The organism is Streptomyces sp. NPDC089915, assembly GCF_040684675.1.
GTDB lineage: Bacteria > Actinomycetota > Actinomycetes > Streptomycetales > Streptomycetaceae > Streptomyces.
Genome location: NZ_JBFBGN010000001.1, coordinates 199,338 through 215,856 on the forward strand (window position 1 = coordinate 199,338; position 16,519 = coordinate 215,856).

General features: G+C 75.5%; 1 protein-coding gene. It reads right to left on the reverse strand.

The genetic code is table 11. The features are described 5' to 3' along the window. Positions 1-55: 55 nt before the first annotated feature. A complete protein-coding gene (locus tag AB0O29_RS00720) occupies positions 56-16,426 on the reverse strand; it encodes a type I polyketide synthase (RefSeq protein ID WP_365143923.1) in 16,371 nt (5,456 codons plus the stop codon). Between the last annotated feature and the right edge of the window lie 93 nt (positions 16,427-16,519).

Below are 16,519 nucleotides of genomic sequence, written 5' to 3' on the forward strand. Positions count from 1 at the left end.
GAATTCCGGTCGGTCGGGTCAGGTTCTGCTGAGGTGGGTTCGGCTGCCTTCGGGTTCAGCTGAGTTCGCCGCCGGCCATGGCGGCACGGATGAGGTCGTCCACACCCATGTCCTCGATGGCCGCTCCCTGGTCCGCCGGTTCGGCGTCGGGCTCGGCGGCCGGGCCGGCCGCCGCTGTCCGGGCCAGGCCGAGAAGGGCGTCGAGCAGGCCCGCCTCGCGCAGCCGGGCCGCCGGGATCGACAGCAGGGCCCGCCTGATGGCGTCCTCGTCGAGCTGAGCTCCGGCCGTGCTGGCCGGCTCCTCCTCGGGTTCCAGTTCCTCGCGCAGGAATCCGGCCAGGGCCCCCGAGTTGGGGTAGTCGAACATCAGCGTGGCGGGCAGGCGCAACCCGGTCGCCTTCTGGAGCCGGTTGCGCAGTTCGATCGCGCCGAGCGAGTCCAGTCCCAGTTCGGTGAACCCGCGGTCGGCCGGGACGCCGGCCGGGTCGCCGTGACCGAGGACGGCCGCCGCGTGGACCCGTACGAGTTCTTCCAGGTAGCGGACCCGCTCGGGTCCGGCGGTCAGTCCGGCCAGCTTGGCCCGGACCAGGGTGCCTCCGGTGTCGGCGGCGCCCGCGGAGGGCACCGGGGCCGCCTTGACGGGCTTGCGGACGGGCGGGCCGGCCAGGGCCCGCAGCAGGGCCGGGATCTCGTCGGCCCGCTCGCGCAGTGCGGTGCGGTCCAGCCGGACCGGTGCCAGCAGGGCGTCGTCCAGGCCCATGGCCTCGTCGAACAGGGCGAGCCCGTCGGCGAAGGACAGCTCCAGCACACCGGAGCGGCTCATCCGGCGCAGGTCCGCCTCGGTCAGCTCCGGTCCCTCGCCCACGGTGCCTTCCCACAGGCCCCACGCGAGGGAGGTGGCGGCGAGCCCGGCGGCACGGCGTCCGGCGGCGAGGGCGTCGAGGAAGACGTTCGCCGCGGCATAGGTGGCCTGCCCGGCGGACAGGATCTGGCCGCCCGCCGAGGAGTACAGCACGAAGGCCGACAGGTCGAGGTCCTTGGTCAGTTCGTGCAGGTGCCAGGCCGCGTCGGCCTTGGGCCGCAGCACCTTGCTCACCTGCTCCTTGGTGACCGCTCCGACCAGGGCGTTGTCCATGACCCCTGCGGCGTGCACGACACCGGTGAGCGGGTGTGCGGCCGGGATCTCGTCGAGCAGGGCGGCCAGGGCGTACCGGTCGGCGGCGTCGACCGCGACGATCCGTACCTCGGCTCCGGCTTCGGTGAGTTCGGCGTGCAGGGCGGCGGCGCCCGGGGCGTCCGTGCCCCGGCGGCTGGTCAGGACGAGGTGGCGTACGCCCTGCTCGGTGACCAGGTGCCGGGCGAGCACGCCGCCCAGCAGGCCGGTGCCGCCGGTGATCAGCACGGTGCCCTCCGCGTCCCAGACCGGGGACGCGCCGGCGGGGGCGGTGGCGGGCACGTACCGGGGTACGAGGATCTCCCCGCGCCGGACGGCGATCTCCGGCTCCCCGGAGGCCACGGCGGCGGGCAGGGACCCTACGGACTCCGCCGCGTCGTCCAGGTCGACCACGGTGAAGCGGCCCGGATTCTCGGCCTGCGCGGCCCGCAGCACTCCCCACAGCGGGGCCTGCACCCAGTCCACGGGCGCCGCGTCGGGCCGCTGCGGGTCCACCGCCACCGCGTTGCGGGTGACGAGGACCAGCCGGGAGTCGGCGAACCGGGCGTCGGCGAGCCACTCCGCGAGTCCGTCGAGCAGCCGGCCGACGCCGGTGCGCACCTGCTCGGGCACGCCGCCGTTCGTACCGAAGACGTCGGACACGTCGGAGACGTCCGGCGGGGTCAGGACGACCGTGCCGGGCACCCGGGACTCCGCCGCGAGGCCGGCGAACGAGGCGACCTGCCGGAAGCCGGGCAGTGCCGCCCCGACCACGGCCCAGTCGGCGGTGTCCACCGGTGCGGCGGTCGGCTGCTGGGGCCGCGCCTGCCAGTCGACCCGGTGCAGGACGGCGTCGCGGCCGCCGCCGTCGCCCGCCAGCTGTTCGGCCGACACCTCGCGGACCACCAGCGATTCGACGGTCGCCACCGGCTCACCGGTCGGGGCACTGATCCGCAGGGCCACGGCGTCGGGGCCCGGCTTGGTCAACCGGACACGCAGCGCCGCAGCGCCGGTGGCGTGGAGGGTGACGCCGTTCCAGACGAACGGCAGGGCCGCCCGGACGGGGCCGTCGTGGTCCCCGTCGAAGATGCGCTCCGCGTGCAGGGCCGCGTCGAGCAGCGCCGGGTGCAGGGCGAACAGGGCGGCGTCGGTGCGGGCGTGCTCGGGCAGGGTGATCTCGGCGTAGAGCTCGTCGCCGCGCCGCCAGGCCGTCTTGAGGCCCTGGAAGACCGGGCCGTATCCGTAACCGAGGCCGGAGAGGTCCTCGTACATGCCGCTGACGTCCACCGGCTGGGCTCCGGCCGGCGGCCAGGACTCCAGGTCCGGGGTGGCGGGCGCCGGTTCGGGGGCGAGGACACCGCGGGCGTTGCGGGTCCAGGGGGCGTCCGCGGCCAGGCTCTCGGCGCGGGAGTAGACGGTGACGTCGCGCCGTCCGGACGGGTCGGCCTCGCCGACGACCACCTGGACCGCGACGCCGGTGCCCGCGGGCAGCAGCAGCGGGGTCTCCTGCGTCAGCTCCTCCAGCTGGGCGCAGCCCGCCTCCAGGCCGGCGCGGAGCGCCATCTCCACGTAGGCGGTGCCGGGCAGCAGGACGGTGCCGTGCACGGCGTGGTCGGCCAGCCACGGGTGGGTGACGGTGGAGAGCCTGCCGGTGAGGACCGGGGCTCCGGTCTCCGGGGAGACCACGACCGCGCTGAGCAGCGGATGCCCGGCGGCGAGCTGGCCCATGCCGGCGGCGTCCCCGACGGCGGCGGGGGCGTCGAGCCAGTAGCGGGTGCGCTGGAAGGCGTACGTGGGCAGGTCGACCCGGCGGGCGCCGCTGCCGTCGAAGAAGGCCTTCCAGTCGACGGCCGCTCCGGCGGTGTGGAGCCGTCCGAGCGCGGCGACGAGCGTCTCCGGCTCGGGGCGGTTCTTGCGGACGGCCGGTACGAGGACCACGTCCTGGTCGGAGTCGAGGCTCTGCCCGGCGAGACCGGTCAGGACGGCGTCGGGGCCGATCTCCAGGAACCGGGTGACGCCCTGCTCCTCCAGCGTCCGCACGGCGTCGGCGAAGCGGACGGCCTCGCGGACCTGGCCGACCCAGTACTCGGACGACCGCCAGTCCTCGCAGAGCTCACTCGTCACGGTGGAAACCACCGCCACACGCGGCGCCCCATATGCCAACCCACGTGCCACGGAACGGAATTCATCCAACATCGGGTCCATCAGGGAGGAGTGGAAGGCGTGCGAGACCGCCAGACGACTGGTCTTGCGACCGGCGGCGGCGAAGTGCTCACCGACGGCCAGGACGGCCGCCTCGACGCCCGAAACCACCACCGACTGCGGCCCGTTGACGGCGGCGATGCCCACGCCGTCGGTCAGCAGCGGCAGGACCTCGTCCTCCGTCGCCTGCACCGCGAGCATCGCGCCACCGGCCGGAAGCTCCTGCATCAGACGACCACGCGCCACCACCAACCGTGCCGCGTCCGCCAGCGAGAACACCCCGGCGACATGCGCCGCCGCCAGCTCACCAATCGAGTGACCGGCCACGACATCCGCCCTGACACCCCACGCCTCCACCAGCCGGAACAGGGCCACTTCCAGGGCGAACAGCGCCGGCTGAGTGAGCGCGGTCGCGTTCAGCGCCTCCGCGTCCTCACCCCACACGACGTCCTTCAGAGAACGCCCCAGGTGGACGTCGACCTCCGCGCACACCGCGTCGAAGGCCTCCGCGAACACCGGAAACGCCCCATACAGCTCACGCCCCATACCCAACCGCTGCGCCCCCTGCCCCGTGAACAGGAACGCCGTCCGGCCGCCCGTGCGCGCGGAGCCCCGTACGCCGTCACCGGCGGCGAGGGCGGCGAGTTCGCTCAGGGTGGCCTCGCGGTCTCCGGCGAGGACCATTGCCCGGTGTTCCAGCGCCGCCCGGCCGGTGGCCAGGGTGTAGGCGACGTCGGCGAGGCCGAGTTCCGGGTCGGCGAGCAGCCGGGCACGCAGCGCCTCGGCCTGGCGGGCCGGGGCCTGCGGGTCGGAGCCCGACAGCAGCAGCGGCACGGCCGGGGCGCCGGACGCCGTCGCGGCCGGGGCGGCCGTCCGCGCCGGGGCCGGGGCCTCCTCGACGATGAGGTGGGCGTTGGTGCCGCTGAGCCCGAACGAGGAGACGGTGGCGCGGCGCGGGCGGTCCGCGCGGCGCGGCCAGGGCCGGGCCTCGGTGAGCAGCCGGACGTTGCCGGCCTCCCAGTCGACCTCGGGCGAGGGCTCGTCCACGTGCAGGGTCTTGGGCATCAGGTCGTTGCGCAGGGCCATGACGGACTTGATGACACCGCTGACGCCGGCCGCGGCCTGGGCGTGGCCGATGTTGGACTTGATGGAGCCCAGCCACACCGGGTCGTCGGCGGGCCGTCCCTGCCCGTAGGTGGCGAGCAGGGCCTGGGCCTCGATCGGGTCGCCGAGGCGGGTTCCGGTGCCGTGGCCCTCCACGAGGTCCACGTCGGAGGTGGTGAGGCCGCAGGTGGCCAGCGCGCGCTGGATGACGCGCTGCTGCGAGGGCCCGTTGGGGGCGGTCAGGCCGTTGCTGGCGCCGTCCTGGTTGATGGCGGAGCCGCGGATCACGGCGAGTACGTCGTGTCCCAGGCGCTGGGCGTCGGAGAGCCGCTCCACGAGCAGCAGGCCGACGCCTTCGGCCCAGCCGGTGCCGTCCGCGCCGCCCGCGAAGGCCTTGCAGCGGCCGTCGGCGGAGAGTCCGCGCTGCTGGGCGAACTCGACGTAGATCTCGGGGGTCGACATCACGGTGACACCGCCGGCCAGGGCCATGGCGACCTCGCCGCGGCGCAGGGCCTGGCAGGCCATGTGGAGGGCGACCAGCGAGGAGGAGCAGGCGGTGTCGACGCTGACGGCGGGGCCTTCGAGGCCGAGGGCGTAGGCGACGCGGCCGGTGAGGATGGAGGCGGCGGTGCCGTTGCCGAGGTAGCCGGCGACGTCGTCGGGGATGTTCTGGAGGCGGGAGCCGTAGTCGTGGTACATGACGCCGGCGTAGACGCCGGTCTGGCTGCCGCGCATGGCGGACGGGTCGATGCCGGCGCGCTCGAACGCCTCCCAGGCGGCTTCCAGGAGGAGGCGCTGCTGGGGGTCCATGGCGATGGCCTCGCGGGGGCTGATCCCGAAGAACGCGGGGTCGAACTCGGCGGCGTCGTAGAGGAATCCGCCTTCGCGGGCGTACGTCTTCCCGTGCAGGCCGGGTTCCGGGTCGTAGATGGCGTCGGTGTCCCAGCCCCGGTCGGCGGGGAAGTCGGCGATGGCGTCGCGGCCTTCGGCGACGAGGTCCCACAGGTCCTCGGCGGAGCGCACCCCGCCGGGGAAGCGGCAGCTGATGCCGACGATCGCGATGGGCTCGTCGTCGGACAGGCCGACGGGGGCGGCCCGTTCGGCGGCCGGGTCGGGCTCGGCGCCGTCGTGGTCCGGGGCGAAGTGGTCCTGCGCGAGGTACTCGGCGACGGCCCGGGTGTTCGGGTAGTCGAAGACGAGGGTGACGGGCAGGCGCAGTCCGGTGGCCGCGTTGAGCGCGTTGCGCAGTTCGACGGCGGCGAGGGAGTCGAAGCCGAGTTCCTTGAAGGCGCGGTCGGCTCCGACGCTGTCGGCGGATTCGTGGCCGAGGACGGCCGCGACCTGGGTGGCGACCAGGTCGAGCAGGGCCCGGCCGCGTTCGGCGGCGGTGAGGGCGGCCAGCTTGCGGGCGAGGCCGTCGCCGCCGGGTGCGCTGTTCGCGGCGGCGCGCCGGGCCGTGGTGGGCCGGGCGACGGCGGCTCGCAGCAGCGGCGGGACGTCGGTGCCGCGGGCGTGCAGGGCGGCCGGGTCGACGGGCAGCGGGGCGAGCAGGGCGTGGCGGGTGCGCAGGGCTTCGTCGAAGAGTTCGAGACCGCGGCCCTCGGGGAGGGCGGGCAGGCCGAGCCGGTTCATCTTCTCTATGTCGGCGTCGGTGAGTTCGCCGCCGAGGCCGGTGTTGACGGCCCACAGTCCGTAGGCGAGGGCGGTGGCCGGGAGGCCCGCGGCCCGCCGGTGGGCGGCGAGGGCGTCGAGGAATACGTTGGCGGCGGCGTAGTTGCCCTGGCCGGCGGGGAGGACGAGGCCGCCCGCGGAGGAGAACAGGACGAACGCGGTGAGGTCGAGGCCGGCGGTCAGCTCGTGCAGGTGCCAGGCGGCGTCGGCCTTGGGCCGCATGACGGTGTTCAGGCTCTGCGGGGTGAGCGCGGCGATCAGGCCCGGGTCCACGACGCCCGCCGCGTGCACGATGCCGGTGAGCGGGTGCTCGTCCGGGATCGCGTCGAGTACGGCGGCCAGCGCGGACCGGTCGGCGGCGTCGCAGGCGGCGATCCGGACGTGTTCGGCTCCCGCTTCGACGAGCCGGCCGCGCAGTGCGGCGGAGCCGGGTGCGTCCGTGCCCCGGCGGCTGGTGAGGACCAGGTGCCGGACGCCGTGCCGGGTGACGAGGTGGTGGGCGAGGCGGGCGCCGAGGCCGCCGGTGCCGCCGGTGATCAGGACGGTGCCCCGGCCGCTCCAGGGGGCGTCGGCTTCGGGCACCGCCGTCCTGACGAGCCGCGGGGTGAGGAAGCGGCCGTCGCGCAGGGCGAGTTCGGGCTCGCCCTGTTCCAGGGCCAGCGCCACGAGGGCGGGGTCGACGTCGGCCGGCGCGGTGTCCTCGTCCGGGTCGGTGTCGAGCAGGACGATCCGGCCCGGGTTCTCGGCCTGCGCCGCCCGGACCAGGCCCCACACCGGGGCCTGGGTCAGGTCCGGGGCGGTGGCGGCGCCGGTGGCGACCGCGCCGCGGGTGACGACGACCAGCGTGGAGCTCCCGAACCGCTCGTCGGTGAGCCAGGACTGCATCAGGCCCAGTACGTACGAGGTGACCGCGCGGGCGGCGTCGGGGACCGGCCGGCCGGCCGGGGTGGGGCAGACTCCCAGGACGACGGCCGGGGTGTCGGCGTGGATGGTCAGCCCGTACTCGTCGAGGACGACGCCGGAGTACCCGGTGGGCCGGGCCGCCGCCGGGAGGGTGGTCCATTCGACATGCTGGAGGTCGTCGGTGAGGACTCCGTCGGCCGGCTCCAGCTGGTCGGCGGAGACGGACCGGCAGATCAGCGAGGCCACGGTCATCACCGGGCGGCCGGTTTCGTCGGCGACGACCATCGCCGACTCCTCGGCGCCGCGGATGCGGCGTACGTACACGCGCAGGGCGGCGGCTCCGGTGGCGTGCAGCGAGACGCCGCTCCAGGCGAAGGGCAGCAGCGCCTCGGTGCCGCCCTCGCCCTGGTCGACCAGGACGTCGACGTGCATGGCGGTGTCGAGGAGGGCGGGGTGCAGCCCGTACCCGGCGGCTTCGGCGCGCACCGTGTCGGGCAGCTCGACCTCGGCGAACAGCTCGTCGCCGCGCCGCCAGGCGGCCTTGAGGCCCTGGAAGGCGGGGCCGTAGCCGTAGCCCCGTTCGCGCAGCCGCTCGTAGGCGCCGGTGACCTCGACGGGGGTGGCGCCGCGCGGCGGCCACTGCGCCAGGTCGGCGTCGACCCGCGGGGGTGCGCCGGTGGCGAGGAAGCCGGTGGCGTGGCGGGTCCAGGCCCCGGCGGGGGCGCCGTCCAGGCGGGAGTGGATGTGCAGGGGGCGGCGGCCCGACTCGTCGGGGGCGCCGGCGACGACGCGCAGGGCGGCTCCGCCGTGCGCGGGCAGGACGAGCGGCGCCTCCAGGGTCAGTTCCTCCAGGAGGTCGCAGCCCACCTCGTCGCCGAGGCGTACAGCGAGCTCGACGAAGCCGGTGCCGGGGAGCAGGATCGCGCCGTGCACCGCGTGGTCGCCGACCCAGGGCTGTCCGGCCGCGGACAGCCGGCCGGTCAGGACGACGGAGCCCGACTCGGGCGAGAACACGGTCGCGCTGAGGATCGGGTGGGCGATCGGGTCGAGGCCGGCGGAGCCGACGTCGCCGGTCGGGGCCGGGACGTCGAGCCAGTAGCGCTTGCGCTGGAAGGCGTACGTGGGCAGGTCCACGAGCGGGCCGGGACGGCCGCTCCGGCCGAGGACGGCGGGCCAGGAGACGGCGCTGCCGCGTGCCCAGGCCGCGCCGACGCCGGTCAGCACCTCGCGTGCTTCGTCGCGGTCGCGGCGCAGCAGGGCGACGAAGCCGGTGTCCTCGCCGGTGGCCGAGCCCGCGCCGAGGGCGGTGAGGACGGCGTCGGGGCCGATCTCCAGGAAGGTGCGTACGCCGAGCGCCTCGGCGCGGCGGACGGCGTCGGCGAAGCGGACCGCCTCGCGGACCTGACCGACCCAGTACTCGGGCGACTGCCAGTCCTCGCAGAGCTCACCCGTCACGGTGGAAACCACCGCCACACGCGGCGGCGCATAGGTCACCGCACCCGCCACGGAACGGAACTCGTCCAGCATCGGGTCCATCAGGGAGGAGTGGAAGGCGTGCGAGACCGCCAGACGGCTCGTCTTGCGACCGGCGACGGTGAAGTGCTCACCGACGGCCAGGACGGCCGCCTCCGCACCCGAAACCACCACGGACTGCGGCCCGTTGACCGCCGCGACACCGACACCCTCCGTCAGCAGCGGAAGAACCTCGTCCTCCGTCGCCTGGACCGCGAGCATCGCGCCACCCGCAGGAAGCTCCTGCATCAGACGACCACGCGCCACCACCAGCCGGGCCGCGTCGGAGAGCGAGAACACCCCGGCGACATGCGCGGCGGCCAGCTCACCGATCGAGTGACCGGCAACGACATCGGGCTTGACGCCCCACGCCTCCACCAGCCGGAACAGGGCCACTTCCAGGGCGAACAGCGCGGGCTGGGTGACCGCGGTCGCGTTCAGCGCCTCCGCGTCCTCACCCCAGACGACGTCCTTCAGAGAACGCCCCAGGTGGACGTCGACCTCCGCGCACACCGCGTCGAACGCGGCGGCGAACTCGGGGAACGCCTCGTACAGTTCGCGGCCCATTCCGAGGCGCTGCGCGCCTTGACCCGTGAAGAGGAACGCCGTCTTCCCGTCCTGGGCCACGCCCGCGCCGGCGAGCTGCTCCAGCGAGCGGGAGAGTTCGGCGCGGTCGGCGCCCAGGGCCACGGCGCGGTGCTCCAGTGCCGCGCGGCCGGTGGCCAGCGTGTGGGCGGCTGCGGCCAGTTCCTCGTCGGAGAGGGCGTCGAGGCGCTCCCGCAGGCGGTCGGCCTGGGCCCGCAGGGCTTCGGTCGTGGCGCCGGAGACCGGCCAGGGGAGGGCGGGGAGGGGCCGGCCCGGCTCGGGGGCGGCGGACGCGTCGGCGGGAGCGGGCTCGGGTGCCTGCTCGATGATCACGTGGGCGTTGGTGCCGCTGATGCCGAACGAGGAGACGCCGGCCCGGCGGACGCCGCCGGGCGCCACCCAGTCGCGGGCCTCGGTGAGGAGTTCCACCTCGCCCGCCGACCAGTCGACCTGGTCCGAGGGGGTCTCGGCGTAGAGGGTGCGCGGCAGGACGCCGTGGTCCATGGCCATGACCATCTTGATGATCCCGGCGACACCGGCCGCGGCCTGCGTGTGACCCATGTTGGACTTGATGGAGCCCAGCCACAGCGGCCGGCCCTCGGGGCGGTCCTGGCCGTAGGTCTCCAGGAGGGCCTGCGCCTCGATCGGGTCACCGAGGCGGGTACCCGTGCCGTGCGCCTCGACCACGTCGACCTCGGCGGCCGACAGACCCGCGTCGGCCAGCGCCTGGCGGATCACCCGCTGCTGCGCCGGACCGTTCGGAGCGGTGAGGCCGTTGCTCGCACCGTCCTGGTTGAGCGCCGAACCCTTCACCACCGCCAGCACCCGGTGACCGTTGCGGCGGGCGTCGGAGAGCCGCTCCAGCAGCAGCACACCCGCACCCTCACCCCAGCCCGTACCGTCCGCACCCGCCCCGAAGGACTTGCAGCGGCCGTCGGAGGCGAGGCCGCGCTGGCGGCTCATGTCGAGGAAGGTGTCGGGGGTGGACATGATGGTGACTCCGCCGGCCAGGGCCAGCGAGCACTCGCCCGAGCGCAGTGAACGCGCGGCCATGTGCAGGGCCACCAGGGACGAGGAGCAGGCCGTGTCGACGCTGACCGCGGGGCCTTCGAGGCCGAGGGCGTAGGCGACGCGCCCTGAGACCACGCTGGCGAGGCTGCCGTTGCCGTGGTAGCCGGCCACGTCCTCGGGGAGCGGGCCGAGCCGCAGGCCCCAGTCGTGGTACATCACGCCGGCGAAGACGCCGGTGTTGCTGCCCTTGACGGACCGGGGGTCCATCCCGGCTCGTTCGAAGGTCTCCCAGGCGACTTCGAGCAGGAGCCGCTGCTGCGGGTCCATGGCCTGGGCCTCGCGGGGGCTGATCCCGAAGAACGCGGGGTCGAACTGGGCCGCGTCGTAGAGGAATCCGCCCTCGGTGGAGTAGGTCCTGCCGGGCTTGCCGATCTCCGGGTCGTACAGGTCGGCGGCCCAGCCGCGGTCGGCGGGGAAGGGGCCGATGGCGTCGGAGCCCTCGGCGACGAGCTGCCACAGGTCCTCGGGCGAGGAGACCCCGCCCGGGTAGCGGCAGGCCATGCCGACGATCACGATCGGGTCGTCGGAGGCGGCGGCGGAGCCCTCGCCCGCCGCGGGGCGGGTCTCGGCAGTCGCGGTGGGGGCGGCCGCGCCGAGCAGCTTGGTGACGAGGTGTTCGGCGAGGGCGGTGGCCGTCGGGTAGTCGAAGGTCAGCGTCGCGCTGAGACGCAGGCCGGTGGCGCTGGAGAGCCGGTTGCGCAGCTCGACGGCGGCCAGCGAGTCGAAGCCGGTCTCGGTGAAGGCGCGGGTGGCAGTGACCTCCTCGGCGCTCTGGTAGCCGAGGACGGCCGCGGCTTCGGTGCGGACCAGCAGCAGGACGGTGGCGAGGCGGTCGGCGGCGGCGAGTCCGGCGAGCTGGGCGGCGAGCGGGCCGGGGCCGGTCGCGGTGGCGGTCGCGGAGGCGGTGCCCGCGGCGGCGGGGCGGCGTACGGCGCTGCGCACGAGGGCGCGCAGCAGGGTGGGGGTGCCGTCGGCGCGGCCGCGTACGGCGCGGTGGTTGACGCGTACGGGGACCACGGCCGGCTCGTGGCCGGCGAGGGCGTCGTCGAGCCGGGCGAGGTTCTCCTCGAAGGACAGGGAGTCCAGGCCGAGGCGCTCGATGCGGGTCAGGGCGGCCGCGTCGAGCGTGGCTCCCATGCCGCCGCCGCCGGCCCACAGACCCCAGGCGAGGGAGGTGACGACCTGCCCGGCGGCGGCGCGGTGGGCGGCCAGCGCGTCGAGGAAGAGGTTGGCGGCGGCGTAGTTGCCCTGGCCGGCGCCGTCGAGGACGGTGGAGGCGGAGGAGAACAGGACGAACGCGGTGAGGTCGAGGCCTGCGGTCAGCTCGTGCAGGTTCCAGGCGGCGTCCACCTTGGGCCGCAGGACGGTGTCGAGCCGCTGCGGGGTGAGGGAGCCGACGAGACCGTCGTCGATGACGCCGGCGGCGTGGACGACGGCCGTCAGCGGGTGGGCAGCGGGGATCTGTGCGAGCAGGGCGGCCAGTGCGTCGCGGTCGGCGACGTCGGTGGCGGTGACGGTGGCCCGGGCGCCCGCCGCGGCGAGCGCGGCGACCAGTTCGCGGGCGCCGGGGGCGTCGGGGCCGCGCCGGCTGGTGAGCAGGAGGTGGCGTACGCCGTGCCGCTCGACGAGGTGTCGGGCGAGCTCGGCGCCCACGCCGCCGGTGCCGCCGGTGATCAGCACGGTGCCGGTGGCGTCCCAGGGCGAGGGCCGGTCCTCCGCGGGGGCGGGCACGGCGGCCAGCCTCGGCACGTACGACTCGGTTCCGCGCAGGGCGAGCTCGGGCTCCCGGCCGGCGGCGAGGGCCCGGCCGAGGGCGGCTTCACCGGCCGCGTCGGTGTCGACGAGTACGAAGCGGCCGGGGTTCTCCGCCTCGGCCGAGCGGACCAGACCCCAGACGGGAGCCTGCGCGAGGTCGACGTCGGTTCCGGGCACGGAGGCGCCGTGGCGGGTGACGACGACGAGGCGGGAGTCGGCGTAGCGCTCGTCGGCCAGCCAGGCCTGTACGGCGGTCAGTGCGTCGGCGGTGACCGCGCGGACGGCGGCGGGCAGGTCGCCGTCCGGGGTGGGCAGGGCGCGGTGGACGACGAGCGGCGGCACGGCGGCGCCGTCGGCCACGTCGGCCAGTGCCGTGAACTCGGGTGCGTGCGACGGGAGTTCGACGGGGTTCCACTGGACGCGCAGCAGGGGGTCGGGCCGGTCCCCGGCGAGCTGGTCCGCGGTGACGGCGCGCAGCAGCAGGGAGTCGATCCGGGCGACGGGGGCTCCGTCGGGGCCGGCGACGGTCACCGCGAGTTCCTCGCGGCCCCGGGCGGTGATCCGGACGCGTACGGAGGCCGCGCCGGCGGCGTGCAGGGCGACGCCGTTCCAGGAGAACGGGATCCAGGTGCCCTCGGGGCGGTTGCCCCGGGCGGACAGGGCGTGGTCGGCGGGGTGCAGGGCGGCGTCCAGCAGGGCCGGGTGCAGTCCGAAGCCCGCCGCGTCGGCGCGGGCCGGCTGCGGGAGTTCCACGTCGGCGAACACCTCGCCGTCGAGGAGCCAGGCGGCGCGGACGCCGTGGAAGGAGGGCCCGTACCCGTACCCCTCGTCGGCCATGTCGCCGTACAGGTCGCCGACGTCCAGGGACACGGCGCCGGCCGGGGGCCACTGGCCCGCCAGGGCGGCGGCGTCGGGCGCGGGGGCCGAGGGGGCGAGCACGCCGGTGGCGTGGCACACCCAGGTGTCCTCGGCGGCGTCGGCGGCGTCCGTGCGCGAGTGGCACTCGATGGTCCGGCGGCCCGCGGCGTCGGGGGCGGCGACCAGGACCTGGAGTGCGACGCCGCCCGTCCGGGGGAGCACCAGCGGGGACTGGAGGGTGAGCTCCTCGACCAGCTCGCAACCGGTCTCGGCGCCGGCCCGCAGGGCGAGTTCCACGAAGGCGGTGCCGGGCAGCAGGGTGGTGCCCGCGATGGTGTGGTCGGCGATCCAGGGGTGGGTGCGCAGCGAGAGGCGGCCGGTCAGCACGGTGCCGCCCGCGCCCGCGAGGCCGACGACCGACCCGAGCAGCGGGTGCCGGGCGGCGAGCTGGCCGAGCCCGGAGGGGTCGCCCGCCGCCTTCTCGGGGGCGATCCAGTAGCGCCGGGTGCGGAAGGCGTAGGTGGGCAGGTCGACGCGGCGGGTGGGGCGGCCGGCGTGGAGGACCTGCCAGTCGAGGTGCGCGCCGCGGGTGTGGGCGAGGGCGACGGCGTGGAGCGCTTCGCGGACCTCGTCCTTGCCGGCGCGCAGCAGCGGGGCGAACACGGTGTCGTCCTCGCGCTCTTCGGGCAGGCAGTTCTGGCCCATGGCGCTGAGGACCCCGTCGGGGCCGAGTTCCAGGAAGGTGCGGACACCGCCGTCCGCGACGAGCCAGCCGAGGGCGTCGGCGAAGCGGACGGCTTCGCGGACGTGGCCGGTCCAGTAGTCGGGCGAGCAGAGTTCCTCTGCGGTGGCGGGGCGGCCGGTGACGGTGGAGACCACGGGGATGCGCGGCGGGGCGTAGCTGAGGATCCCGGCGATCCGGCGGAACTCCGCCAGCATCGGCTCCATGAGCGGCGAGTGGAAGGCGTGGCTGACCCGCAGCCGCTTGGTCTTGCGGCCCAGGGCCTCGAAGTGTCCGGCGAGTTCCAGCGCCTGGGTCTCCTCGCCGGAGATCACCACGGACTCGGGGCCGTTGACGGCGGCGATGCCGATGCCGGCGCGTCCGTCGAGGAACGCCACGGCCTCCGCCTCGGTGGCCTGGACGGCGATCATGGCGCCGCCGCGGGGCAGTTCCTGCATCAGGCGGCCGCGCGCGGCGACGAGGGTGGCGGCGTCCTCGAGGGTGAGGACGCCCGCGACGTGGGCGGCGGCGATCTCGCCGATCGAGTGGCCGGCGAGGAAGTCGGGGCGTACGCCCCAGGATTCGACCAGGCGGTACAGGGCGACCTCGACGGCGAACAGCGCGGTCTGCGCATACCGCGTCTCGTCCAGCAGCGCGGCGGCCTCGGAGTCCGGCGCGGCGAAGAGCACGTCCCACAGCGAGGTGTCGAGCTGGAGGTCGAGCCAGCCGATGGCGTCGGCGAGGGCGTCCGCGAAGACCGGGTGGGCGTCGTAGAGCTGCCGGCCCATGGCCAGGCGCTGGCTGCCCTGGCCGGTGAAGAGGAACGCGAGGCGCCCGGCGGGCAGGGCGCCGGTGCGCAGGCCGGGGGCGGTGGTGTCGCCGGCCGCGAGGGCGCGCAGGCCGTCGAGGAGCTCGTCGCGGTCGGCGGCGAGGACGGTGGCGCGGTGTTCGAGTGCGGCTCGGCCGGTGCCGAGGGCGTGGCCGAGGTCGTCGGGGGTCAGGTCGGACCGCTCGGCGAGGAAGCCGGCGAGCCGCTCGGCCTGGGCGCGCAGCCCGTCCTCGGAGCGGGCGCTGACGGGCACGAGGGCTGGCCTTCCGGCGGGGAGCCCGGCGGCGGGCTCCGCACCGTCCGTACCGTCCGCACCGCCCGCACCGCCTGGGGCTCCCGGGGCTCCCGGGGCGAGGTCGCGCGGCGGCTCCTCGACGATCACGTGGGCGTTGGTGCCGCTGACGCCGAAGCCGGAGACGCCCGCACGGCGCGGCCGGTCCTCGGCCGCGGGCCACTCGACCGGCTCGGTGAGCAGCCGGACGGTCCCGGCCGACCAGTCGACGTTCCCGGTGGGCGCGTCGACGCCCAGGGTCCGCGGCAGTACGCCCTCGCGCATCGCCATGATCATCTTCATCAGGCCGGCCACACCGGCCGCGGCCTGGGTGTGCCCGAGGTTCGACTTGACCGAGCCGAGCCACAGCGGCCGGTCCTCGGGCCGCTCCTTGCCGTAGGTCGCGATCAGGGCGCGCGCCTCGATCGGGTCGCCGAGGGTGGTGCCCGTGCCGTGGGCCTCGACGGCGTCCACGTCGGCGGCCGACAGCCCGGCGTCGGCGAGGGCCTGGAGGATGACCCGCTGCTGGGCGGTGCCGCTGGGGGCGGTCAGGCCGTTGCTGGCGCCGTCCTGGTTGACGGCCGAGCCGCGGATGAGCGCGAGGACCTGGTGGCCGTTGCGGCGGGCGTCGGAGAGGCGTTCCACGACGAGCAGGCCGACGCCCTCCGCGAAGGAGGTCCCGTCGGCGGCCGCGGCGAACGCCTTGACGTGTCCGTCGGGGGCCAGCCCCCGCTGCCGGCTGAACTCGGTGAACAGGCCGGGGGTGCTCAGTACGGTGACACCGCCCGCCAGCGCCATGGAGCACTCGCCGCGGCGCAGCGACTGCACGGCCAGGTGCAGGGAGACCAGCGATCCGGAGCAGGCGGTGTCGACGGTGAGCGCGGGGCCTTCCAGACCGAGCGCGTACGCGACGCGGCCCGAGGTGACGCTGAGCGCGCCGCCGGTGACGAGGTAGCCGGTCAGTGCCTCGGGGGCGTCCTGGACGCGGGGCCCGTACTCGGAGGGGCCGGCGCCGATGAACACACCGGTGCGGCTGCCGCGCAGCGAGGTCGGGTCGATGCCGGTGCGCTCCAGTGCCTCCCAGGCCGTCTCCAGCAGCAGGCGCTGCTGCGGGTCCATGGCGAGGGCCTCGCGCGGGCCGATCCCGAAGAACTCGGCGTCGAAGTCCGGGGCGTCGTGCAGGAAGCCGCCGGTGCGGGTGTAGCAGGTGCCGGGGGTGGCGGGGTCGTCGTCGAAGAGGGCGTCGAGGTCCCAGCCGCGGTTGTCGGGGAAGGGGCCGACGGCACTCCCGCCCCGGGCGACCAGGTCCCACAGCTCCTCGGCGGAGCGCACCCCGCCGGGGAAGCGTCCGCTGACGCCGACGACGGCGATCGGCTCGCCGTCGTAACGGTCCGCGGCCTCGGCCGGGGCGGCCTGGGCAGCGGCCGGTGCGGCGGGCTCGCCGAGGAGTTCGGTGCGGACGCAGGCGGCCAGCAGCTCCGGGCTCGGGTGGTCGAACGCGGCGGTCACCGGGAGGCCGAGCCCGGTCGCGGCGTTGATCCGCGCGTGCAGGTCGACCAGCGCGATGGAGTCCAGGCCGAGTTCCTTGAAGGACGTCCCGGTCGTGACGGCCGGTTCGGTGTCGGGCCTGGCCTTGCGGAGGGCCGCCGCGGCCTGGGCGCAGACGAGGTCGAGGAGCAGTCTGGTCTGCTCGCTCGCGGGAAGTCCGGCCAGCCGGCCGGCCAGTGCGGCGCCCGGACGGTCCTCCGTGCCCGACAGGTCATCAGCGACAGGATCGAAGCCCGCGGACATCTGCACGCTCCCAGCTCGGTATCGATTGCCCCGGGTCGGTTCCGGCCACGGGGTGATCGCACGCTAGGTCGGCCGTGAACGGGCGCGACACCC

Excerpts from the sequence above, each read along its gene's own strand:
- AB0O29_RS00720 (WP_365143923.1), bottom strand. The coding sequence starts at position 16,426 with ATGTCCGCGGGCTTCGATCCTGTCGCTGATGACCTGTCGGGCACGGAG.